Origin of the sequence: Acetanaerobacterium sp. MSJ-12 (assembly GCF_018917875.1) — a bacterium.
Lineage (GTDB): Bacteria > Bacillota > Clostridia > Oscillospirales > Ruminococcaceae > Bittarella > Bittarella massiliensis.
The window spans coordinates 244,576-265,739 of record NZ_JAHLPK010000001.1; the positions used below are offsets into that span (position 1 = coordinate 244,576).

24 protein-coding genes are annotated in these 21,164 nt (G+C 62.6%); 17 read left to right on the forward strand and 7 right to left on the reverse strand.

Annotated elements, in window-relative coordinates; genetic code table 11:
• Positions 1-110: 110 nt before the first annotated feature.
• Complete coding sequence (locus KQI11_RS01130) at positions 111-1,055, reverse strand: AEC family transporter (RefSeq protein WP_216400780.1); 945 nt, start codon at positions 1,053-1,055, stop codon at positions 111-113.
• A 68-nt stretch (positions 1,056-1,123) separates the two neighbouring features.
• Complete coding sequence (locus KQI11_RS01135; RefSeq protein ID WP_185915526.1) at positions 1,124-1,372, reverse strand: YdbC family protein; 249 nt, start codon at positions 1,370-1,372, stop codon at positions 1,124-1,126.
• Positions 1,373-2,566: 1,194 nt separating this feature from the next.
• Here KQI11_RS01135 and KQI11_RS01140 point away from each other — a divergent pair.
• Positions 2,567-3,148 (forward strand): helix-turn-helix domain-containing protein, encoded by a 582-nt coding sequence (locus KQI11_RS01140; RefSeq protein WP_205301319.1) that lies wholly within the window; start codon positions 2,567-2,569, stop codon positions 3,146-3,148.
• 5 nt (positions 3,149-3,153) lie between these two features.
• Entirely contained in the window at positions 3,154-4,806 is a 1,653-nt protein-coding gene (locus KQI11_RS01145; protein ID WP_216400781.1) for an AMP-binding protein, read from the forward strand.
• 72 nt (positions 4,807-4,878) lie between these two features.
• Here the strand turns inward: KQI11_RS01145 and KQI11_RS01150 are convergent, their stop codons facing one another.
• Together KQI11_RS01150 and KQI11_RS01155 are read right to left on the reverse strand one after the other, a co-directional pair.
• Positions 4,879-6,258: an alanine/glycine:cation symporter family protein gene (locus KQI11_RS01150; RefSeq protein ID WP_216400782.1), complete on the reverse strand. Its 1,380-nt coding sequence runs from the start codon at positions 6,256-6,258 to the stop codon at positions 4,879-4,881.
• 375 nt (positions 6,259-6,633) lie between these two features.
• A complete protein-coding gene (locus KQI11_RS01155; protein ID WP_185915530.1) occupies positions 6,634-6,804 on the reverse strand; it encodes a hypothetical protein in 171 nt (56 codons plus the stop codon).
• A gap of 82 nt (positions 6,805-6,886) precedes the next feature.
• Between KQI11_RS01155 and KQI11_RS01160 the strand changes: the two genes are divergently transcribed.
• The 13 genes from KQI11_RS01160 (at position 6,887) to KQI11_RS01220 (ending at position 15,881) form a co-directional block, all read left to right on the forward strand.
• Entirely contained in the window at positions 6,887-7,276 is a 390-nt protein-coding gene (locus tag KQI11_RS01160; RefSeq protein WP_216400783.1) for a hypothetical protein, read from the forward strand.
• Positions 7,277-7,431: 155 nt separating this feature from the next.
• Positions 7,432-7,758 carry a hypothetical protein gene (locus tag KQI11_RS01165; protein ID WP_216400784.1) on the forward strand — a complete coding sequence of 109 codons (327 nt, stop codon included), beginning with the start codon at positions 7,432-7,434 and terminating at the stop codon, positions 7,756-7,758.
• Positions 7,759-7,828: 70 nt separating this feature from the next.
• The gene (locus KQI11_RS01170) at positions 7,829-8,434 is read left to right on the forward strand and encodes a major tail protein (RefSeq protein WP_216400785.1); all 606 of its coding nucleotides are present in this window, start codon (positions 7,829-7,831) and stop codon (positions 8,432-8,434) included.
• 12 nt (positions 8,435-8,446) lie between these two features.
• Positions 8,447-8,836 carry a hypothetical protein gene (locus KQI11_RS01175; RefSeq protein WP_021660963.1) on the forward strand — a complete coding sequence of 130 codons (390 nt, stop codon included), beginning with the start codon at positions 8,447-8,449 and terminating at the stop codon, positions 8,834-8,836.
• A gap of 29 nt (positions 8,837-8,865) precedes the next feature.
• On the forward strand, positions 8,866-9,009 hold the full coding sequence (locus KQI11_RS01180; protein ID WP_216400786.1) for a hypothetical protein: 144 nt from the start codon (positions 8,866-8,868) through the stop codon (positions 9,007-9,009).
• Positions 9,010-9,080: 71 nt separating this feature from the next.
• A complete protein-coding gene (locus KQI11_RS01185) occupies positions 9,081-11,132 on the forward strand; it encodes a phage tail protein (RefSeq protein ID WP_216400787.1) in 2,052 nt (683 codons plus the stop codon).
• Positions 11,129-11,974 (forward strand): phage distal tail protein, encoded by an 846-nt coding sequence (locus KQI11_RS01190; protein WP_216400788.1) that lies wholly within the window; start codon positions 11,129-11,131, stop codon positions 11,972-11,974. The genes KQI11_RS01185 and KQI11_RS01190 overlap by 4 nt, the downstream gene beginning before the upstream one ends.
• A gap of 3 nt (positions 11,975-11,977) precedes the next feature.
• Positions 11,978-13,009: a siphovirus ReqiPepy6 Gp37-like family protein gene (locus KQI11_RS01195; RefSeq protein ID WP_216400789.1), complete on the forward strand. Its 1,032-nt coding sequence runs from the start codon at positions 11,978-11,980 to the stop codon at positions 13,007-13,009.
• Positions 13,010-13,025: 16 nt separating this feature from the next.
• A complete protein-coding gene (locus KQI11_RS01200) occupies positions 13,026-14,558 on the forward strand; it encodes a hypothetical protein (protein WP_216400790.1) in 1,533 nt (510 codons plus the stop codon).
• A gap of 12 nt (positions 14,559-14,570) precedes the next feature.
• Complete coding sequence (locus tag KQI11_RS01205) at positions 14,571-14,855, forward strand: hypothetical protein (RefSeq protein WP_021660957.1); 285 nt, start codon at positions 14,571-14,573, stop codon at positions 14,853-14,855.
• Complete coding sequence (locus tag KQI11_RS01210; RefSeq protein ID WP_021660956.1) at positions 14,855-15,088, forward strand: hypothetical protein; 234 nt, start codon at positions 14,855-14,857, stop codon at positions 15,086-15,088. The genes KQI11_RS01205 and KQI11_RS01210 overlap by 1 nt, the downstream gene beginning before the upstream one ends.
• A 13-nt stretch (positions 15,089-15,101) precedes the next feature.
• Positions 15,102-15,290: a hypothetical protein gene (locus KQI11_RS01215; protein WP_286172468.1), complete on the forward strand. Its 189-nt coding sequence runs from the start codon at positions 15,102-15,104 to the stop codon at positions 15,288-15,290.
• Positions 15,291-15,293: 3 nt separating this feature from the next.
• Positions 15,294-15,881, forward strand: coding sequence for a M23 family metallopeptidase (locus KQI11_RS01220; protein WP_216400792.1), 588 nt, complete (start codon positions 15,294-15,296; stop codon positions 15,879-15,881).
• 74 nt (positions 15,882-15,955) lie between these two features.
• Here the strand turns inward: KQI11_RS01220 and KQI11_RS01225 are convergent, their stop codons facing one another.
• On the reverse strand, positions 15,956-17,410 hold the full coding sequence (locus KQI11_RS01225; protein WP_216400793.1) for a TrkH family potassium uptake protein: 1,455 nt from the start codon (positions 17,408-17,410) through the stop codon (positions 15,956-15,958).
• 15 nt (positions 17,411-17,425) lie between these two features.
• The gene (gene trkA / locus KQI11_RS01230; RefSeq protein WP_216400794.1) at positions 17,426-18,787 is read right to left on the reverse strand and encodes a Trk system potassium transporter TrkA; all 1,362 of its coding nucleotides are present in this window, start codon (positions 18,785-18,787) and stop codon (positions 17,426-17,428) included.
• A 259-nt stretch (positions 18,788-19,046) separates the two neighbouring features.
• Here trkA and KQI11_RS01235 point away from each other — a divergent pair, with 259 nt between their 5' ends.
• Entirely contained in the window at positions 19,047-19,337 is a 291-nt protein-coding gene (locus KQI11_RS01235) for a hypothetical protein (protein WP_216400795.1), read from the forward strand.
• A 711-nt stretch (positions 19,338-20,048) separates the two neighbouring features.
• Here KQI11_RS01235 and KQI11_RS01240 read toward each other — a convergent pair.
• Positions 20,049-20,513: a TFIIB-type zinc ribbon-containing protein gene (locus tag KQI11_RS01240; RefSeq protein WP_216400796.1), complete on the reverse strand. Its 465-nt coding sequence runs from the start codon at positions 20,511-20,513 to the stop codon at positions 20,049-20,051.
• A gap of 363 nt (positions 20,514-20,876) precedes the next feature.
• Here KQI11_RS01240 and KQI11_RS01245 point away from each other — a divergent pair, with 363 nt between their 5' ends.
• Positions 20,877-21,137: a zinc ribbon domain-containing protein gene (locus tag KQI11_RS01245; protein ID WP_185915545.1), complete on the forward strand. Its 261-nt coding sequence runs from the start codon at positions 20,877-20,879 to the stop codon at positions 21,135-21,137.
• Positions 21,138-21,164 lie beyond the last annotated feature (27 nt).

Genomic DNA, 21,164 nt, shown 5'->3' on the forward strand with positions numbered 1-21,164 from the left:
CGCTGCAAAGGGGCGGGGCGGCTTTGTGAAAAGGCCACAGTTGCCCGCAAAAAAGCCCCCCGCAGCGCAGTGCTGCAGGGGGCTTACAGGCGCGGGGAAACCGGCCGCCCTCACACGGGGATGAGAAAGGTGGAGAGGAAGAGGACGGCGGGGATGGTGATGACCGAGCAGATGGTGGTGACCGCCACGATCTTGCCGGCGTAGACGTCGTCGGCGCCGAAGATGTTGGCGAACATGGCCGTGGCCACCGCCGAGGGGGTGGAACTGGCGATCAGGTTGACCATCACCGCGAACTCGATGTTTTCGATGCCGGTCTGGCAGAGGAGCCACCCCAGCCCCAAGATCAGCAGGGGGCAGAGCAGCAGGCGGGCCGCCGCCACCTGAAAGACCTCCCTGTTTTTCACCAGCTCTTTGGGCTTTACGTTGGAGATGAGGATGCCGATGATCAGCATGGAGGAGGCGGTGTTCAGGTTGGCGATGTTCTGAATGGCCCCGGTGAAGACGGTGGGCGGGGTGAAGCGGCAGATGTAGAGCAGAAAGCCGATAGCCGCCCCGATGTTGCTGGGGTTGATGAGGGCCTTTTTCAGGTTGATCTTGTAGCGGCCGTTTGACACCTCTTTGGCGCCGTTGGTCCACATGAAGATGCCCGAGGCCGCCAGGAAGCCCACCAGCAGGAACACCCCGGTGGAGCCCAGGCTGGCCTGCACCAGGGGGATGCCGATAAACCCGGCGTTGGAGTAGCCGGTGCCGTAGCGGTTGATGCCGTTCAAGGGGTCGCCCTTTTTGCGGAAGATCAGGGTGCCGGTGAGGACGCAGACGCCCTGCACCACCACCCCCAGCGCAAAGGCGTAGAGGAAGAGGCGAAACTCGGCCGCGTCAAAGGGGCGCAGGAAGGAGTTGATGATCAGCATGGGGGAGACCAGGTAGAGCAGGATGTTGCTCAAAGGGGTGGTGAGGGCATCGCTGATCTTGCCGGTCTTTTTCAGCAGGATGCCGCAGACGGCGATGATGACCATCACCACGACCTGGCCGGATACTGCAAGGGCAATTTCCATAGGGGGTGCACTGTCCTCTCTGTGATGGGATTTGGGGCGGCCCGCCGCAGGGCCGAAAAGGGTGGGGTTTAGAGGGCGGGCTCGTCGTCCGGGGCCTCGATCTCCAGTTCCATCAGCAGCTCTTTGAGGGAGTAGAGCTCCTCCTTGGTGATGGTGACGCCCTTGCCCATCTTGCTGTGGTCGGGGGACCACTCGCGGATGTCGTACTTGGGCTCCCGCTCGTTCCAGCTGATGAGGTTGAGCTCTTTGGTCCAGCCCTTGGCGTTTTCAGAGAGAACGCCGATCATGTCCACGATTTCGTATTTGAATTCTGCCAATTTGAAATACCTCCTGAAAGTCGGCGGGCGCTCTTCGCCCGGCCGCCGTGTTCTCGCTGGCGCTGCGCCGGGGGCGGGGGATACCGCGCTTCCCGGGCGCATCCATTTGTATATCATAGCACACTCCCGCCCGCAAAAAAAGCATGAAAACCAATTTTTGGCCCCTTTTTCGACCGGGGGAGGGGGGATGCGTCGGCGGGGGTGATCGGGAAGGGGCGGGCACAGTGGGGGCGGCGACGGCCGCCGCCCCTTTTATGACCGGGTGAAGAGGAGGTTGCCCCGACGGAGGGGGGCTAAGGGGAAAATGGCGAAGTGGGGGCAACGGCGGGAATGCCCCCTTTTTTGACCGAGAGGGGAGGGGCTGCCCTGGCAGAGGGAGGGGCGGGGGAAACCCGGCAAGGTGGGGGCGAGAGCGGCAGGTTCCCCCCTCTCTTTTTTAGCGGGGAAAGAGGGGCCACCCCGGAGAGGAAGGGGGGATTACCCCGACGGAGGGAGGAGAGAAAACCGGCCCAATGGGGAGCGGCAGTGGCGCCCTCCCTCCTTTTGACTGGAGATGTGGGGGGCGATTTGGCGGGAGAAGATGGCGAAGCGGAGGCGGCGATGGTAGCCCCCGCTTTTTGGGATTGGGGAAGGGCCCCCCTGGCGAGGAGAAAACCGGCAGAGAGACGGCGGCAGCGGCGATCCGCCCTTTTTTGCCGCCGGCGCACGGAGAGGGTGAGGGGTGAAAAAGATTGGCAAAGGGCGGTTGACAACCCTGGTGGATTGTGGTATTTTGGGGCTACAGCAAAGAGCAAAAAAGCCCAGAAGGGGACAGCGGACCAGACGGGACCTTACAGAGAAGCGCCGGTTGGTGAAAGGCGCGAAGGAAACCGTGTGGAAGGGCCTTGGCCCGGCGGACCGTTCCGCCGCCGATCACCCCGGAGCTGCGCAGTGAAACCCAAAAGGGGGAGTAAGTGTCGCCGGTATCCCACCGTTAGAGGGGAGCGTGTTGTTGGACACGGCTGAGCGGCCCTTTTGAGGGGCAACTGAGAGTGGTACCGCGGAGCAGCGATGAAAAACAGTCGGCTTCGTCTCTCTGAACCGATCCGCCCGGGAGGGCGGGTCGGTCAGGGGGGCGGAGCTTTTTTTCTTGCCTTCACGGCAGGGCCCACGTCCAACAGGGAAACAAAACCAGAGTCAGAGGAGGACATTGCAATGCTGCAAAATGAAATCAGCCAAATTGCCGAGAGACTGCGGGGCCTGCGCCAGATGACCGACACCACCCCCGAGGAGATGGCCCAGGTCACCGACACCGCGGTGGAGGAGTACCTGCGCCTGGAGGAGGGGGAGGAGGATTTCTCCTTCACCTTCCTCTACAACTGCGCCAAACACCTGGGGGTGGACTTGACCGAACTGATCACCGGCGAAATGCCGAAGCTGTCCTTTTTCACCGTGGTGCGCCGGGGCGAGGGGATGCCCATCCGCCGCCGGGCGGGGTTTGAGTACCAGCACCTGGCCTATCTGCTGCGGGGGCGGATGTGCGAGCCCTTTTTGGTCAAAGCTCCCTATCGGAAGGAAGAGCAAAACCAGGAGATCGCCCTCTCCCGCCACAAGGGGCAGGAGTTCGACTTTGTCCTCAAGGGGAGCCTGAAGGTGCGCATTGAGGACCACTACACGGTGCTGCACGCGGGGGATTCGATCTACTACGACTCCAGCCACGGGCACGGGATGATCGCCGCCGAGGGCGAGGACTGCGAATTTTTGGCAATGGTTGTGGAAGGGCGTGACGAGAAGTGAGCGAGATGATCTACCAGAGATTTACGGAGGAGACGGTGGACGAAAAGGGGCGGCTGACCGGCATCTCCTTTCACCCGCCAGAACACTTTAACTTTGCCTTTGACGTGATGGACGAACTGGGGCGGACCAAACCCGACGAGCGGGCCATGGTCTGGCTGTCCGAGGCAATGGAGGAGCGGGTCTTCACCTTTGGGGACTTCAAGCGGGAGTCCTCCCGGGCGGCCCACTACTTTGCCAACATGGGCATTGGCAAGGGGGACGTGGTGATGCTGGTGCTCAAGCGCCACTACCAGTTCTGGTTTGCGGTGCTGGCGCTGCACAAGCTGGGGGCGATCGTCATCCCCGCCACCAACCAGCTGATGAAGAAGGACTTTGTCTACCGCTTCAACGCCGCCCGGGTGAAGGCCATCGTCTGCACCTGCGACGGGACGGTGGCCGACGAGGTGGACCGGGCCATGGCGGAGAGCCCCACGGTGGAGCTGAAAATCTGCGTCAACGGGGAGCGGCCGGGCTGGCGGCCCTTTGACGCGGAGTACGGGGCCTTCCCCGGCGAGTTTCCCCGCCCGGCCCCCGAGGAGGCGCCGGACAACGAGGACCCGATGCTGATGTTCTTCACCTCCGGCACCACCGGGTACCCGAAAATCGCGGCCCACTCCTTCACCTACCCGCTGGGGCATGTGGTGACCGCCCGCTGGTGGCACAACAACCGGCCGGGGGGACTGCACTTCACCATCTCCGACACCGGCTGGGGGAAGGCCATGTGGGGGAAACTCTACGGCCAGTGGCTATGTGAGGACTGCATCTTCACCTACGATTTCGACCGCTTTGACGCCAACAAGATCCTGCCCCTGTTTGCCAAGTACCACATCACCACCTTCTGCGCGCCGCCCACCATGTACCGCTTCTTTATAAAGGAAGACCTGAGCAGGTACGACCTGTCCTCCCTGGTCTACTCCAACACCGCCGGCGAGGCCCTCAACCCCGAGGTGTTTCGCCAGTGGAAGGCGGCCACCGGCCTGACCTTGATGGAGGGCTTTGGCCAGACCGAGACCACCCTGACGGTGGGCAACCTCTTGGGGGCCGAGCCGCGGATGGGGGCCATGGGCAAGCCCAGCCCCCAGTACGACGTGGACATTGTGGACGAAAACGGCCGCTCCTGCGTGCCCGGCGCGGTGGGGGAGATCGTCATCCGCACCGACAAGGGGAAGCCCTGCGGGATGTTCATCGGCTACTACCTGGACGAGGCCCTGACAAAGGAGGCCTGGCACGACGGGATGTACCACACCGGCGACACCGCCTGGCGGGATGAAGACGGCTACTTCTTCTTTGTGGGACGCACCGACGACGTGATCAAGTCCTCCGGCTACCGGATCGGGCCGTTTGAGATCGAGAGCGTCATCATGGAGCACCCCTCGGTGCTGGAGTGCGCGGTGACGGCGGCCCCCGACCCGGTGCGGGGCCAGGTGGTGAAGGCCACCATCGTGCTGGCCCGGGGCTACGCCCCCAGCGAGGAGCTGAAAAAGGAGATCCAACAGTACGTGAAAAAGAACACCGCCCCCTACAAGTACCCGCGGATCGTGGAGTTTGTGGAGGAGCTGCCCAAGACCATCAGCGGCAAGATCCGCCGGGTGGAGTTGCGGCAGGAAGCACAGAAGTAGGCGACTGTCAAAAAGCAAAAAAGGGCCCGAGACCGAAGGCGCGGTCTCGAGCCTTTTTTGTTGTGAAATGGGTCACTGCTGCCCCTTTTTGGCCTTGGCGAGCAGGGGGGACCGGGCGTAGTCGCGGTAGAGGCGGGAGGCGGAGCCGGAGAGGGCCAGCAGGCCCAGCAGGTTGGGGATGACCATCAGCCCGTTGAAGAGGTCGGCCAGAGACCAGACCAGTTCCAGCTTGAGCAGGGAGCCCAGGACGATGAAGCCCACCACCAGCAGGGCATAGGGGAGGACGGCCTTTTTGCCAAAGAGGTAGACGATGTTCTGCTGGCCGAAGAAAAACCAGCCCACGATGGTGGAGAAGGCGAAGAAGAGCAGGCAGATGGCGATAAAACTGTTGCCGAACGGGCCGAAGGTGGCGGTGAAGGCCGCCTGGGTCAGCTCGATCCCGTCTGCTCCCGAGCCGTACTGGCCGCTGGTGAGGATCACCAGGGCGGTGAGGGTGAGGACCACAAAGGTGTCGATGAAGACCCCCATCATGGCGACAATGCCCTGCTGGCAGGGGTGCTCCACCTGGGCCAGGGCGTGGGCGTGGGGGGTGGAGCCCATGCCGGCCTCATTGGAGAAGAGGCCGCGGGCCACCCCGTAGCGCATGGCCTTTTGCACCCCGATGCCGCAGGCGCCCCCCAGCACGGCGGCGGGGGAGAAGGCGCCCACAAAGATCTGGCGGAAGGCGTCGCCGATGGAGCCGGCGTGAAAGGCCAGGGCGACGGCGCAGCCCAGGATGTAGACAATGGCCATGAAGGGGACGATCTTCTCGGTGAGGGAGGCGATGCGGCGGATGCCGCCGATGAAGACAAAGCCGGCCAGCACGGCGATGGCGATGCCCACAACCAGTTTGTTGGCGCCAAAGGCGGTGGCGAAGGCCGAGGAGATGGAGTTGGCCTGGACCATGTTCCCCATAAAGCCCAGAGCGAGGATGATGAAGACCGAGAAGAGGACGGCCAGCACCCTGCCGAAGCGCCCCTTAAAGGCCGCTTTTATGTAGTAGACCGGCCCGCCGATGACCGCGCCGTCCTTTTGGGTGCGGTGGGCCTGCGCCAGGCTGGCCTCGGCAAAGATGGTGGCCATGCCGAAGAAGGCGGAGAGCCACATCCAGAAGATGGCGCCGGGTCCGCCCATGACGATGGCGGTGGCGGCCCCCGCCAGGTTGCCGGTGCCCACCTGGGCGGCCACGGCGGTGGCCAGGGACTGAAACGAGCTCATGCCGTCGTCGCCGGCCTTTTTCCCGCTGAAGCGGATCTTGCCGAAGACCTCTTTACAGCTCTGACCGAAGCGGCGCACCTGCACGAATCGCAGGCGGAAGGTGAAATAGATCCCCGCCCCGCAGAGCAGAAAGAGGAGGAAGTAGTTCCAGAGATAGTCGTTTGCAACCGATACGAGAGATTCCAAAAATGACATGATAACGCCCCTTTTTTCTTTTGTCACACGTTTGGCAGTATACCAGAGAAATCGGCAGTTGTCTACAGCAAAAATGCAGGTGTGTTCGGTGTGGAGACAATTGGGCGGGCTGTCAGCTGGTGAAGGACAGAAGGAAAAAGAAACAAAACGGTAAAAAATAGTTGCAAATTAGAAACAAACGCGGTATACTGTATTTACAGAGTTGCGAAAAAGAAATTTAGCAATGAGGACACGATGGGCTGCTGGAAGGGGGGATACTTCCGTCCAGTCAGTTTGCGACCCCATGAGTGAAGATTCTATAAAAATGGCGCGGCACCCCTGTCCGGGGGCTGCGCCGGGGAGAGGTGCGCCCTTTTCGTTTCTGAAAAGAAACGATTATTCGAGTGTCAGGTCGCCTCGGTAGTGTTCGGCGATCTGCTGCAGCTCGCCCAGGGTGGTGATCTCGGCCCCGGAGTCGAGGATGATCTCGCGGACGGCGACGGGGAGGGAGTTGAAGTAGGGGGAGAGGGCGGGGTCGTTGAGGTAGAAGTTGGCATTGGCGGACATGAGAAAGACCTCCTTTGGGAAGAGATGATGGGTTTGCATTTACTGTTTCCTAGCGGGGGCAAAAAATACGGGAGGACAAAAAATGACAGAGAGAGAATGGCGGGAGCTGCCCCATCTGCAGCGGGAGGTCAAGCTGCTGCAGGGGCAGTTGGAGCGGCTGCGCAGGGCGCAGGAGAGGTGGACGATGCGGCGGCCCCGTGAAGGGGAGATGGCGCAGGAGGAGATCGGCACCGAGATGTGGGAGCTGGAGCGCCGCCTGCAGGCCACCGTTCGCGAATACCTGATGCGGGTGGAAGAGGGCTATGCGTTTTTGGGCGAGGTGGAGGACAGCCAGATGCGGCAGATCTTGAACCTGCGCTACCTCGAGGGGATGAGCTGGCAGCGGGTGGCCTTTGCCATTGGCGAGTACGATGAGCAGTACCCCCGCAAAAAGTGCCGCCGGTTCTGGGTGAAGGAGGAGGGACGCATTTGACGAAAAGGACGGCCGGAGGGCGGTATACTGAAATTGTGGAAGGGGAGGACACTCCCCCGATGTGGCAGAGACACCGCAGCGAAGCGGCAGGGGAAGGGGCCGGCGGTGCAGGATAACCAGGGCGGTGAGCCCAGACGATAAAGGGGGAACAGACGTTGACAAAAGCGGAAATCAAGGCCGTTTTGACCGGCGCGCTGCAGGATGGGGTGGCGCTGTACTGGCAGTTCCCACCCAGCGGCACAGGGCGCTGCCTGGTGTGGGGAGAGACCGGCCCGGCCGGGGGGCCAGCCGCCGACAACCGGCCGGGGGAACGGGGGATGAAGGGGATGGTGGAACTCTACACCGCCCTGGAGGAAGACCCCTTGTTTGCCGCGGTGGAAGAGGCGATGCGCGGGGCGAGGCTGGCGTTTTCCTGGGAGAGCAGCGGCTACGACCGGGACGCGGGGCTGGTCAAGCACCGCTGGCGCTGGGTCAGCCTGTGAGGGCTTTTGAGAGGGTGCAGACCGCCGAGAGAGGCGTTTGCAAATAAATTTTTTAAAGGAGCGGATCAAGATGGCGACTATTGGCGTGAGCAAACCGTATTATGCCCTGTATCAGAGCGAGGGCGGCACCGTCAGCTACCAGGGCGGCGGCCTGATGGGCAGGGCAGTGGAACTGTCTGCCAGCATCGAGGCTGGCGAGGAGAACAACCTGTACGCCGACAACATGGTGGTGGAGAGCGACAGCTCGTTTGCCGGCGGCACCCTGACCATTACCACCGACGACCTGCTGCAGGAGGCGAGCAAAGCCCTGCTGGGGCTCAAGACCAACGAAGTGACCGTGGGCGAGGAGAAGGTCACCGAGCTGGTGTACGACGACGAGTCCGTCGCCCCCTATCTGGGGGTGGGGATCATCATCAAGAAAAAGCGCAGCGGCAGCTATGCCTATCGCGCCATTATCTTCACCAAGGTGCAGTTCAAGGTGCCGGAGGACAGCGCCACCACCCAGGGCGAGGCGGTGGAATGGCAGACCCCGGCCATCGAGGGGGCCATCTTCCGGGACGACAGCGCCACCCACGTCTGGAAGAGGGAGGCCACCCTGGACAGCGAGGAGAAGGCGGAGGCCTACATCAAGCAGGTGCTGCACATTGGGGCCCCCTCTCCCGAGCCCCAGGTGTAAGGGGGAGAGCCGATGGAGAGGTTGAGTTATATTGAGCTGGCCGGCCGGCAGTGCCCGCTGAATTTCTCGCTGGGTGCGGTGGAGGAGATCGGCAGGCGCTACGGCAGCCTGGAGGGGATGCAGGAGGCCTTTTCGGCCTTTGACGAAAAGCCGATCCACGAGGCGCTGGGCGACATCCTCTGGATCCTGGCGGTCCTGCTGCGCCAGGGGGCCGAGTACTGCCGGGTGATGGAGGGAAGAGAGGAAGAGCCCTTCACCGAAGAGCAGCTGAAGTGCCTGCTGGGCGCGCAGGACGCCGGGCGGATCACAGAGGCCCTGACCGAGGCGATGCAGCTGGGCCAGGGCAGAGAGGTCGAGGTGCAGGCCGACCCAAAAAACGGGGAGGCCGCGCAGGGCCGGTAAGCACTGCGTGGTACTGGTTTTACGGGAGGATGCTGGGGATCCCCCGCCGAGAGCTGTGCGCGATGCCGATGGGGGAGCTGTGCGACTTGATCGCCTGCTGGCAGATCGCCCAGGGGGCAAAGGAGCGGCCGATGCGGCCGCTGGATGAGGAGATGATCCCCGACCTCCCGTAGGGAAAAGAGAGAAGGGGCGGGCGGTCGTTGGCCGCCCGCCCTTTCTAAAGAGAGAGAAAGGAGGAGAGGATTTGGCGAATGCGATGACGTTTGACTTTAAGGTCGAGGGGAGCGATGCTGCGCAGAAGCAGCTGGATTTGCTGGGGCAGACGATGAAGACGATGCAGGCGCAGATGGACTACGTCTCACAGAAGTTCAAGCTGTTTGGCGGCACAGTCGGCGTGACGACAAGCAAGCTGCTTCTTCTCAACAGCCAGGCAAAAGAGCAAAAGAAGGTACTGGATATCCTGTCTGCCGAACAGGGGAAGCAGATCCAAGCGCTCAACAGTGCCAGAGAGGCGCTTTCTGAGCTGACCAAGGGAAAAAAACAGTACACCGATTTGACGGAAGACGAGAAGAAAGCCGTAGACGATGCGAAAGACAAGGTTTTGGAGCACCAGCTGGCCGTGAGCAAGTTGCAGGAGGAGTACCTGCACGCCAGGACCAATATGGACGGCTTTGCCGATGCGGCCAAGGGCAGCTTAAAGGAGGCGTTTGACCAGTCGAGCGTGAACGCACTGGGGCAGAAGCTGGCCGGTGGGTTCCGAGTGGCCCTTTCGGGGATGCGGTCGGCATTGACCGGTTTTGGTGTGACAATGGCGAAGTCGCTGCCCGCCACCGTCGGGGCGGCCACCAAGGCGGCTGTCTCGCTGGTTTCCTACGCAAAGGACAAGTTTGTAGACTACGCCAAAAATATCTACAGCGCCGCCATGAGCACAGAGGTGGGAAAGGCTTTTAAAGAGCAGTTTGAGGAGGTGAAGGGGAGCGCCCAAGGGGTGCTCAACGAGGCGTTTACCCCGATGTTCCAGGGGCTGAGCGGGCTGCTCACCGCCTTTGGGCCACAGCTCACAACCGCCCTTAGCGGCATCTTTCAGGGGGGAGACGGGAACCTGCTTGCAGATGGGCTCACCAGGTTGTTTACAGATGGGATCGTGCTGCTGTCACAGCAGTTGCCCACTATTTTGGAGGGCCTGAACACTGTGGTGGTCGCGGTGCTGACGGCTTTGGGAGAATCCCTGCCGACGTTGATCAATACGCTGTTGCCGGTCTTAGTGGGGGGATTTGTAGCACTTATTACCAGTATGGTCACCCTACTGCCGGATCTACTGCCCGTTTTACTAGAGGCCGGCATACAGCTGTTTTTACAGCTCATCAACGGTCTCAACACGGTGGTGCCCATTCTCATCGGCCAGCTGCCGGAAATCATTGGGCAGGTCAGCCAGGTGATCATCGAAAACCTGCCGCTGCTCATCAATGCCGGCGTCGAGCTGCTCTTAAATCTGATGGAGGGCGTCACGGTGGCCCTTCCAGAATTGATGGAGCAGTTCATGGCGATGGTGCCGACGCTGGCAAACCTCATCTCCGAGAATCTGCCCAAGATCATCGAGACGGGGATTGCGCTGCTGGTGGCCCTCATCAATGGGATTGTAGACGCCTTGCCGCAGTTGGTTCAACAGATTGTCGACCTGATTCCGACCATTGTCAATACGCTGCTCGACCATCTGCCGGAACTAATTGATGCGGGACTTGATTTGCTGCTTGCGGTGACCATGGGACTGGTGCAGGCGATTCCACAGCTCATCGATGAGATCCCCGGAATCATTGAGAAAATCATCGACACATTTTTGAACACCGACTGGCTGCAGGTGGGTATCGACATCCTAAAAGGACTCGCACAGGGGCTGATCGAGGGGGTCAAACACGCGATCGAAGCGGTGAAAAAGGTGGCCAAGATGATTCTCGACAAGTTCTTTGGCCTCTTTAAAATTCACTCCCCGTCCAGAGTTTTTCGGGACAAGGTGGGTGTAAATCTGGCCAAAGGCATTGGCGTTGGATTTGTAGATGAGATGGAACATGTCAGCAGGCAGATGGCTGCCGCCATTCCCACCCGGTTTAGCGGGATCGTGTTGGCGGGGGGGATCTCTCCCAGCACACTGGCCGCCGCCTCTGCCGGGGCGCCCGGCGGGGTGGTCCTCAACCAGACGGTGAACAACTACAGCCCCAAGGCCCTTTCGCCGGCGGAGACGGCGCGGCTCAACCGCAATGCAATGCGCCAGATGGTGATGGGGGTGAAATTCGCTTGATCACACAGAAGAAAATTACCTGTGAAAACAGCAGGGGGGAGAAGATCTCCTTTGGGTATTTTCTGCCCCTCTGGCTCAAGGACGCCACCGGGCTGACCTCGGCTGCCTATGAGGTGAGCACCCAGCGGCAGGACGGAATGGACGGGGAGAGCTGGCAGAGCAGCTGCGCCCAGAAGAGGAACATCGTCATCACCGCGGCGATCAAGGGGGAGTACGCGGCCCAGAGAGAGCGGCTTTTTGGCTTCTTTCAGCCCCGGGAGAGGGGGACCCTCACCTACTGGGAACAGGGGGGCCGGGAGAAGGTCATCGATTACCAGGTGGAGAGCGTGGAGTTTGCGCTGCAGGGAAAGACCCGGGATGTGAGCATCTCCCTCATCTGCCCCTACCCGCTGTTTCGCGCGCCGGAGCGGTCGGTGGTGAACATGGCCTATTGGGAGCCGCTGGTGCGCTTCCCCTTTGTGTACGGCGCCCCCATCATGACCGCCCGGCGGATCGCGGAGCGGATCGTGGAGGTGCAAAACGACCAGAACGTGGCCTGCGACCTGACAATTACCTTTGTGGCCCGCGGGCCGGTCAAAGACCCCTCTCTCGCCGAGTTGGGGAGCGGGGGAAAGTTGGCGCTTGCGCTGGAGATGGCGGAGGGGGACACGGTGGTGGTGACGACCGGGCGCGGCCAGAAGCGGACGCTGCTCAACGGGATCTCCCACCCGGAGATCTGGCCCCTGGCAAACGACTGGATCCAGCTGTACCCCGGGAAGAACACCTATCAGTACGGCGCGAAACAGGGGGTGGAACACCTGGATGTGAAGCTGGAGTACACCCTGGAATACTGGGGGGCTTGAGAGATGGAACTGTATGTGTACCCACCCGTCGGCCAAGGGCTGGCGTGGAACGGGGTGATCGATCAATTCGGCTCCCTGCGCTGGCGCCGGAAATACACCGAGCCGGGGGAGTTTGAGCTGCACCTCCCCGCCAGCAAAGAGAATGTCGCCCTCCTCCGCCCAGGGGCCCGGCTGCAGCGGCTGGACTGCCGGGAGCAGGGGGAGATTGCGGGGATCAAGCTGGAGGGGGAGGAGATGTCGGTGACCGGCCGCATGCTCTCCGCCCGGCTGGACCAGCACATCCAACCGCTGTTTGCCTGCTCCTGCAGCGCGGTCGAGGCCATGCGCAGGGCGGTGGCGGCCGGGGAGGTAAAGGCGCTGACAGAGCCCTCTGTTGGGGGCGGGGGAGCGGAGGAGACCGTTCAGCTGCAGGCGCGGTTCAAGAGCGACCTGCAGATCGTCTCCGCCCTGGCAAAGGCCTACAACCTGGGGTTTTATCTGGAGGTGCTGGGAGACGGCGCCCTTCAGCTGGCCATCTACCAGGGGGCCGTTCGGACGCTGGAACAGACGGAGAACGCCCAGGTGATCTTCAGCGACCTGTATGACAATCTGCTCGCCCCGGTCTACACCTATTCGGCCACCGGCTACAAAAACGTGGCCCTGGTGGCCGGGGAGGAGGCCGAAAACGGCGAGCGGATGGTGGTGGAGGTGGACCGAAGCGGCGGGGGTGACCGGCGGATGCTCTACGTCGATGCCGGCGGCCTGCGGCGGGAGGAGCGCACAGAGGAGGAGTACCGGGCGCTCCTGCGCCAGGAGGGACTGCAGAAGCTGGCGGAGAGCCAGGTGGCGGAAAACTTCGACTCCTCCATTCTGCCCACCGCCCCCTTTGTGTACGGGGAGGACTGGGCGCTGGGCGATGTGGTGAGCGTCTACGATTCCCGATGGGGGATCCGGCTGGACGCCCGGGTCACCGAGATAGAAGAGGTCTTTGAGGGCGGGGTACACCAGGTGATCCCGGTGCTGGGGACCCCCCTTCCAGAGACGTTGCAGTTGTAAAAGGAGGGATTTGCAGATGGCGGAACAATACGGATATTTTAACGGGCTGGCCTATGACGAGGACTTTCCGGCCCAGCGAATTGCGGCTTTGGTGCCAAACGGCGTCTACCAAAACGGGTCGCAGGTGCTGGCCGACGGGTCGATGAAACTGCAGGTCACGCCGGGACGGGCCTGGATCAACGGGTATTTTTACCGCAGCGACGAGGCGGTCGAGGTCACCGTGCCCACAGCGCACCCCTCGCTGCCCCGCAAGGACGCGGTGGTGCTGCGGTGGGATCTGCCGGAAAAGGTGATGGGGGTGTGCGTGGTCGAGGGGACGCCTGCCAACAACCCGCAGCCCCCCGCCCTGCGCCGGGACAGCCAGGTGTACGACCTGCAGTTGGCGCTGGTGAAGGTGGAGACGGGGACGATCGCCCTGACCCAGTCGGCGGTACAGGACACCCGGACGGACAAGGCGGTCTGCGGGTACACCCAGGGGTTTGACCAGATGGATTTCAGCCAGCTGATGGCGCAGTTGGACGCCTGGGCGGAGGAGTACCGCACCGGCAAAAACGAGGAGTTTCAGGGCTGGTTCGACACCATTAAGGACCAGCTGACGGACAATGTGGCGGGGTCTCTGCAGGCACAGATCAACCAGATCACCGAGAGCAAGGGGCAGCCGGGGGGCATTGCCGGGCAGGACGCACTGCAGGCGCTGGCGGACAGCAGGGGGCAGGCGGACGGGATCGCCACCCTGGACGGCGCGGGCAAGCTGGCGCAGATGCCGACGGCCGGCGATGTGGGGGCCGATGCGGCCGGCAGTGCGGCGGCGGTGCAGGCGGCGCTGGGCAGCCACACCGGCAACAAGCAAAACCCCCACGGGGTGACGGCGGCCCAGGTCGGCGCGGCCCTTGCGGGGCACACCCACACGGCGGCCCAGGTGGGGGCGGTACCCCTCTCGGGCGGAAACGCCAGTATTTCCGGGGGATTGACTGCCGGGGGAACGGTGCGCGCCAACTATTTTTGCGCCAGTGCCAACCAGGGGCTGCGCTATCAAAAGGACGCGGCCACGCAGACCGAGATCATCTTTGGAAATGGCGGGAACACCTATCTGCCGAACCAGAATGTCTACGCCACCTACCAGATATTTCAGAACAACGGGAAACCGGTGGGGGATTACGAGGTGGGCAGCTGGACGCCGAACTGCGCGCAGCTCAACATCGGCTCTAGGAGCGGGCGCTATGTGCGGATCGGCAAACTTGTGTACGCTCAATTTGAAATCCACATTTCCAGCACCAAGACCAACGGGGGGGAGATGGAGTTTTCCGGCCTGCCGTATACGAGCGATTCATTCGGCGTCGGCAATTTGTTCTACACAAATGTGTGCTTTTACATCAATGCCTCCAGCAACAATCCGGCGCCGTCGGTCTTCCCGGGGTGTTATGCTGGAAGCAATACGTTTAGATTGATGGGGTTTTCGGGCGGGCGCCCCTGGACCCTGAGTGGGCGCGAAGTTTCGGGCAGTGGCGACGACGTGATCACCGGTGGCATTGTCTACCGAATTGCTTAGGAGGAGAGAGATATGGAACAGATCTACATTGCGGGACAGATGGTTGATTTACAGGACGAACGGCTGTCATTTCGACTGGACGCGGTCGACCGGGACGGCTGCCAGATCAAAGCGCAGTTGACGGTGGACCTGGGCGGGGCCAAATACACCATTCCCGAGGGCCACAGCGAGGCGCTGAAAAATTCGGAGGAGGGGCGGCAGCGGCTGATGAGCTACCCCAAGCAGGTGCAGGACTGGCTGATCCCCAACGTCTGGGGAGAGGCCCCGACTGTCAGCGAGAACAGAGGAGGGCAGTGATGTCGACCTGTCCCAACGAATACTGCACCGAGCGTTTTTCGAGGCTGGAGGGGCGGGTGGACCAAAAGAGCCAGGAGCTGGACCACCACGCGGTGCAGCTCGCCCGTCTCGAGGAGAAATTCGACAGCCTGACCCACTCCCTACAGGGGCTGACCAAGGCGCTGTGGGGGATGAGCGGGGCCATTGTCTCGGTCCTGCTGGGATTTTTTATCTGGTATGTCCAGACACTTTAAAGGAGGGGTGCAAGTGCAGGTAAAGGAGAAGTTGGCGCGGCTCATCGATGTCAAGAGCATCATCACCCTGATGGTGATGGGGGTCTTCTGCGCGCTGTCGGCAGCGGGGAGGGTCGATGTGCAGAGTTTTATGACGGTGGCCACAGCGGTGATCACCTTCTATTTTGCAAAACAGCCGTCCAGCGGCAAAAAGGGGGAATGAGAGATGGCACAGAGACTGATCCAGCCCCTCAACCGGGCGCGGGTGACCGCGTCTTACAAGTGGGGCGGCGCCTACCAGCGGGAATTTGGGGCCCTGCACTACGGGCAGGACATGACCGGCGGCCCCATCGTCTACGCCCAGGGCGAGGGCACGGTGGCCTTTGCCGGTTGGGACAACGTCTGCGGCTATGTGGTGGGCATCGTCTACGACGACTGCGTCAACCACTTTGACGGCGGCCACCGCCCCCTGGTGGGGCGGTACTACCACATGGCAGACGTGCGGGTGAAAAAGGGGCAGCGGGTCACCAAGGACACCCGCATCGGCACGGTGGGGAACACCGGGAAGCTGACCACCGGCCCCCACCTGCATGTCGAGTTTGACACCGACACCCGCTACCCGGCCTACACCCCCACCCTGACGGGGCACTCCAATCTGCTCAAGAGGGGGCTGCGGGGGGCGAAGGACACCACGGTGGACCCCATGCGGGTGACCCACTGCAAGGCCTCCGGCCCCGACTGGCAGGCCATCGCCACCGGCTACGGCCGGGAATGGGTCGACCCGCGGGATGCGCAGATCCCCGAGATCCAGTAGCGACAAGACCCCATAGAGGGGGAGAGGCCCGACCGAATCGCCGGTCGGGCCTTTCCCTTTGGTGCGCGGGGCATTCACGCCTGCCGCCGCCGGTAGGTGGCGGGGCGCAGGAGGATGAGCATGGGGAAGATCTCCAGCCGCCCCAAGAGCATGTCTAGGCTGAGGACGATCTTTGAGAGGTCGGAGTAGGTGGAGTAATTGTGGATGGGCCCCACGATGTCGAGTCCGGGGCCGATGTTGTTGAAACAGGAGAGGACGGCGCTCAGGTTGGTCACCAGGCTGAAGTTGTCCAGGGAGACGACCAGCAGGGAGGCGATGGCGATTAGGCAGTAGGCCGACATGTAGGTGTTGATCCCCTCGAGCACCGAGCGGCTGACCGGGCGGCCGTTGAGCTTGACCGTCTCCACGCTGTTGGGGTGCAGCAGCTTGCGAAAGCCCGCCTTCATGTTCTTGAAGATGAGGAGCAGGCGGATGGTCTTGACGCCGCCGCCGGTGGAGCCGGCGCAGGCCCCGGCGATCATCAGCACCAGGAGAAGGGCCCGGGAGAGCTCCGGCCAGAGGTCGAAGTTGGAGATGGCAAAGCCGGTGGTGGTCATGATGCTGCTGGTGTGGAAGGTGGCCTCGTGGATGCTCATCCCCACCGAGCCCATCTGGGGGTAGATGTTGCAGGCGATGACGGCCGAGACGCTGAGCATGATGGCGAAGTAGAGCCGCACCTCCTCGTCCTTGAGGGCGGCGCGCCAGTTGCGAAAGAGGAGGTAGTAGACGCTGAAATTGACCCCGAAGAGGGCCATAAAGACGGTGCAGACCCCCTGCAGGTAGATGGAATAGCCGGCCATGCTGTCGTTTTTGATGCCGAAGCCCCCGGTGCCGGCGGTGCCGAAGGCGGTGCAGAGGCTGTCGAAGAGGGGCATCCCCCCCGCCAGCAGGAAGAGGACGCAGATGACCGTTAGCCCGACGTAGAGGAGATAGAGGATCTTGGCGGTCTGGCGCATCTTGGGCACCAGTTTCCCCACCGAGGGGCCGGGGCTCTCGGCGCGCATCAGGTGCAGGGTAAAGCCCTGCCCCTTTTGCCCGGGCGCGACGGCCAGCAGGAAGACCAACATCCCCATGCCGCCCAGCCAGTGGGTGAAGCTGCGCCAGAAGAGCAGCCCCTTGCTCATGGCCTCCACGTCGGTGAGGATAGAGGCGCCGGTGGTGGTGAAGCCGGAGACCGTCTCAAAAAAGCAGTCCACCAGGCTGGGGATCTCCCCGCTGAAGTAGAAGGGGAGGCTGCCCAGAAAGGACATGACCACCCAGGCCAGGGCCACCAACACAAACCCCTCTTTGGCGTAGAAGGTGGAGCCGGATCTCTGCCCTGCCTGCCGCAGGAGGAGCCCCAGCACCACGAGGATGCCGACAGTCAGGAGGAGGCCGCGGCGGGCGGCCTCCTCCCCCAGGGAGGCGGAGATGGCGGCGGGGGGGACGAGGAAGGCCGCTTCCAACAGCAGGAGATTGCCCAGGTAGCGGCTGATGATCGCGCAGTTCATAGCTTCCTCCCCCGCCTATCCCGCGAAGATGTCGCCCAGGTCCCGGATGGTCTGCTCGGCGGTGGTGACGACGATGACGGTGTCGCCCAGGTGGATGCAGTCGGAGCCCTGGGGGATGATGGTCTTTCCCCCGCGCAGGATGCAGGAGAGGAGGATGTTGGGTTTGATGGGCACCTGGGTCAGGGGCTCGTCCAGATGGCGGGTGGCGGAGGTGGCCACGAACTCCAGCGCCTCCGCCTTCCCCTCGACGATGTAGTGCAGGGTCTGCACCGCGCCGCCGGTGGTGTTTTCCATGGCGCGCACATAGCGGACGATGTCGGTGCAGCAGAGGTCTTTGGGGCTGATGACCGTGTCGATGCCCAGGTCGGAGAAGGTGTCGACGTACTCGGCCCGGTTGATCTTGGTGATGCTCTTGGGGACCCCCACATGGGTGGCGTACATCGAGATGATGAGGTTTTCCTCGTCCATGTCGGTGAGGGTGACCACCGCGTCGGTGGAGGCGATCCCCTCGGCCCGCAGGATGTCCTGCCGGCTGCCGTCGGCGTTGATGATGGTGGCCTTGGGCAGCAGGGCGGCCAGCTCCTCGCAGCGGGCGATGTCCTGCTCGATGATCTTGACGGTGATGCCGCTGGAGAGGAGGCGGCGCGCCAGGTAGTAGGCGATGCGGCTGCCGCCGATGATGAGGGCGCTGCGGGTGCGCTCGGTGGTGAGACCCAGATTTTTTAGCAGGGTCACCAAGTCCTTGCTGTCGGCGGTGACCGAGATCTTGTCCCCCTCTTCAAGGGTGAAGGCGCCGGAGGGGATGTAGACCATCCCCCGCCGCTCGACAGCGCAGACGAGCACCTTGACCCGGATGAGTTTGTAGAGCTGGGAGAGGGGCTTGCCCCGCAGGGGGGAGTCGGTGCAGATCTTCAGCTCCACGATCTCCACCCGCCCCTTGGCGAAGCGGTCGCGCTTGAGGAAGGAGGGGAACTGGAGCAGGTGGTCGATCTCCCGGGCGGCGGCCATCTCGGGGTTGATGGTCATGGAGAGGCCCAGCTCGTCCTTGAGGAAGTTGAGCTGGCCGGCGTATTCGGGGCTGCGCACCCGGGCGATGGTGTGGACATTGGCCATCTTGTTGGCCACCATGCAGCACAGGAGGTTGATCTCGTCGCTGCTGGTGGCAGCGATGAGGAGATCGGCGGTGTCGATGCCCGCCTCCTCCAGCACCGACTTGCAGGCGCCGTTGCCCTGCACCACCATCACGTCATAGGTCTGTAAACTCTCTTCCAGCACCCGGGGATCGCGGTCGATGACCACCACGTCGTGCCCGGCGCGGGACAGGCGGGCGGTGAGGGCCAGACCGACCTTGCCGTCGCCGACAATGACGATTTTCATTTCAACACCTCTCATCTCTCGTGAAAAGAAAAGAATTTTGTCGCGATGGGTATATCTTAACACGTTATTAACAATAAGGCGAATGAAATTAACGAAATCTTTATATAAATCCTGCCCTGATTTTTTGGCGAAAAGGGAGAAAAACAGGGGGGCAGGTCGGGGAGGAGGGCTACCGGGGGCGGCGAAAATCTGCTATACTGTCTGACAGGAGATCGCGGGGGCGGCTGGCTTGCCCCTGGAGTAAGGGAGGAAATGAGCGGTGGAAGAGCGGGTGTTGGAAGTCCCCAACCTAGACTACTTTGAGAGCGGAAACGACTATGTGGGCAGCCACAGGGGGTTTAACTACCGGATCTGGCCCCAGGAGGGACAGCTGCTCGCGGAGGTCTGGTACGGGTATTTTTGCCGGGCCAAGAGCGCGGTGGAGGGCGAGCAGTCCTTTCCCCTCGACGAGGGGGGGCGCACCGCCCTGGAGGGTTGGCTGAAAGAGGCCGACGCCGCCTTTGCGGAGAAAAAAGAGGCGGGGGAACTGGAGGAGAAGCTGCGCATCTAAAAGAAGGGCCGCCTGCAGGCGACTTGAGAGAAGAAAAAGAGCGGGTCACCGGCAACTGTGCCGGTGGCCCGCTCTTTTTATGTGGGAGGGAGAGGGGCCTGCCCCCAGATGGGAAGTGGGGACAGGCCTTTTTTTGTTGGTTTTCTCTGCCGGTGATGGGGGAAAATCGCCTTTTGCCAGGGGGCGAAAGCGCACTCTGCCCATTCAACGGGAGCAAAAGGGAAGGGGGATACAGGGACAGGGGCGCCTTTTCGTTCGCGGGTCGGGGGGGAGGTTGGGGGTAGAGATGGGCGCAGTCTTTCCCCTCGGGGGCCTGTGGCGGAGGAAGCCGGGAGGAGAGATGGGTGCGGCCCTTCTCCTGGGGGGTGCGTCGAGAGAGGCCGGAGAGAGGTGAGCGCAGTTTTTCCCCTGGGGTCTGCGGCGGGGGAAGTCAGGGGAAGAGATGGGTGCGGCCCTTCCCCCGGGGTTGCGTCGGGAGAGGCAGGGGGAAGAGATGGCGCGGCTTTTCTCCGGGGCCTGCGGCGGGGGGAAGTCGGGGGGAGAGATGGCGCGGCCTTTCCCGGGGGCCTGCGGCGGGGGAGGTTGGGAGGAGAGACGGGTGCGCCCTTTTTCCTGGGACCTGCGCTGGGGGAGGCAGAGGAGAGAGATGGGGCGGCCTTCTCGCGGAGTCTGTGTTGGGAGAAGCCGCCCTTTGCTGCCGGTTTTTCCCCTTTAATGGAGGTTGGGGGCGGCGGCGAGGATGGCCTCTTTCCACTGCGCCTGCTTGGGCAGGGTGAGCTTTAGCACCCCGCCGTCCGCTGCGATGACCACAAGCGCCTTTTGCAGCAGGCCGAACTTGCCGTCCCGCACGGCCTGGATCTCCTCCAGCGGGATGGAGATGGCGCCGTACTGGCCGGTCATCTTGTTGACAGCGGCGGCGGTGAGCCCGGTCCTCAGGTTGAATCCCTCCAGCTTTTCGGGGATCGCCAGCAGTCGCCGGTCGGTGAGGTAGATGGACGCGCTTGTGCTCATCTTCCCGAAAAACTGCTTGTCCTCGGTCGTGAAGGTGCCAGACGCTTCCAGCAGTTTTTTCTCCCCTTCGCCGCCTGCGAGGCGGGTGCCGCAGCGGGGGCAGCAGTCCTCGCCGTCCGGAGCCTGCTCGGCAAAGCCACAGAGGGGGCATTTGATCTCTGACATAGGGTGTAGACCTCCTTTTTTCTGTGTCGGCGGGAGGGGCCCTTTCGGCCGCGCGCCGGCAGATGTCCCCAAAAGGGGGATGTATTGGCATGATTTGAGTATAGCACGAATGGGGAAGCGCCACAATGGCCCCCTTGGCGGCGAGTCGGGCGGAGGGGGAGGGTCTGCCCGACCTGTGCAGCAGCCTTATGACGGTCCGGCCTTTGCGCCCGCTGGGCGTCCCCCCGCCCCTGGCAAAGAGGGGAGCGGCGGCAAAAGAAAAAAGGAATGGCCTTTTGATAGTGGACAGACTGCTGTCAGCTTTTTTGCGGTAGGATGGGAGCAGCAAAGGGGAAGACCCCCTTGGAGAGAGGAGCGTATCAAATGAGCGAAGCGTACTGCCAATCCTGCGGGATGCCATTGGGCGAAGGCGAAGAGATGCGGGGGAGCGAGGCCGACGGCAGCCCCAGCCGCGACTACTGCAAATACTGCTACGAAAAGGGCCGGTTTCTGGCCGACTGCACCATGGAGGAGATGATCGACTTCTGCGTCCCCCTCATGGCCCAGTCGGGGATGGACGCCGGCCAGGCCAGGAGGCAGATGGAGGCGGTTTTTCCCCAGCTGAAGCGCTGGAAGCGGGATTGAGACAAAAAGGGGGAGCCCCGGGACAGG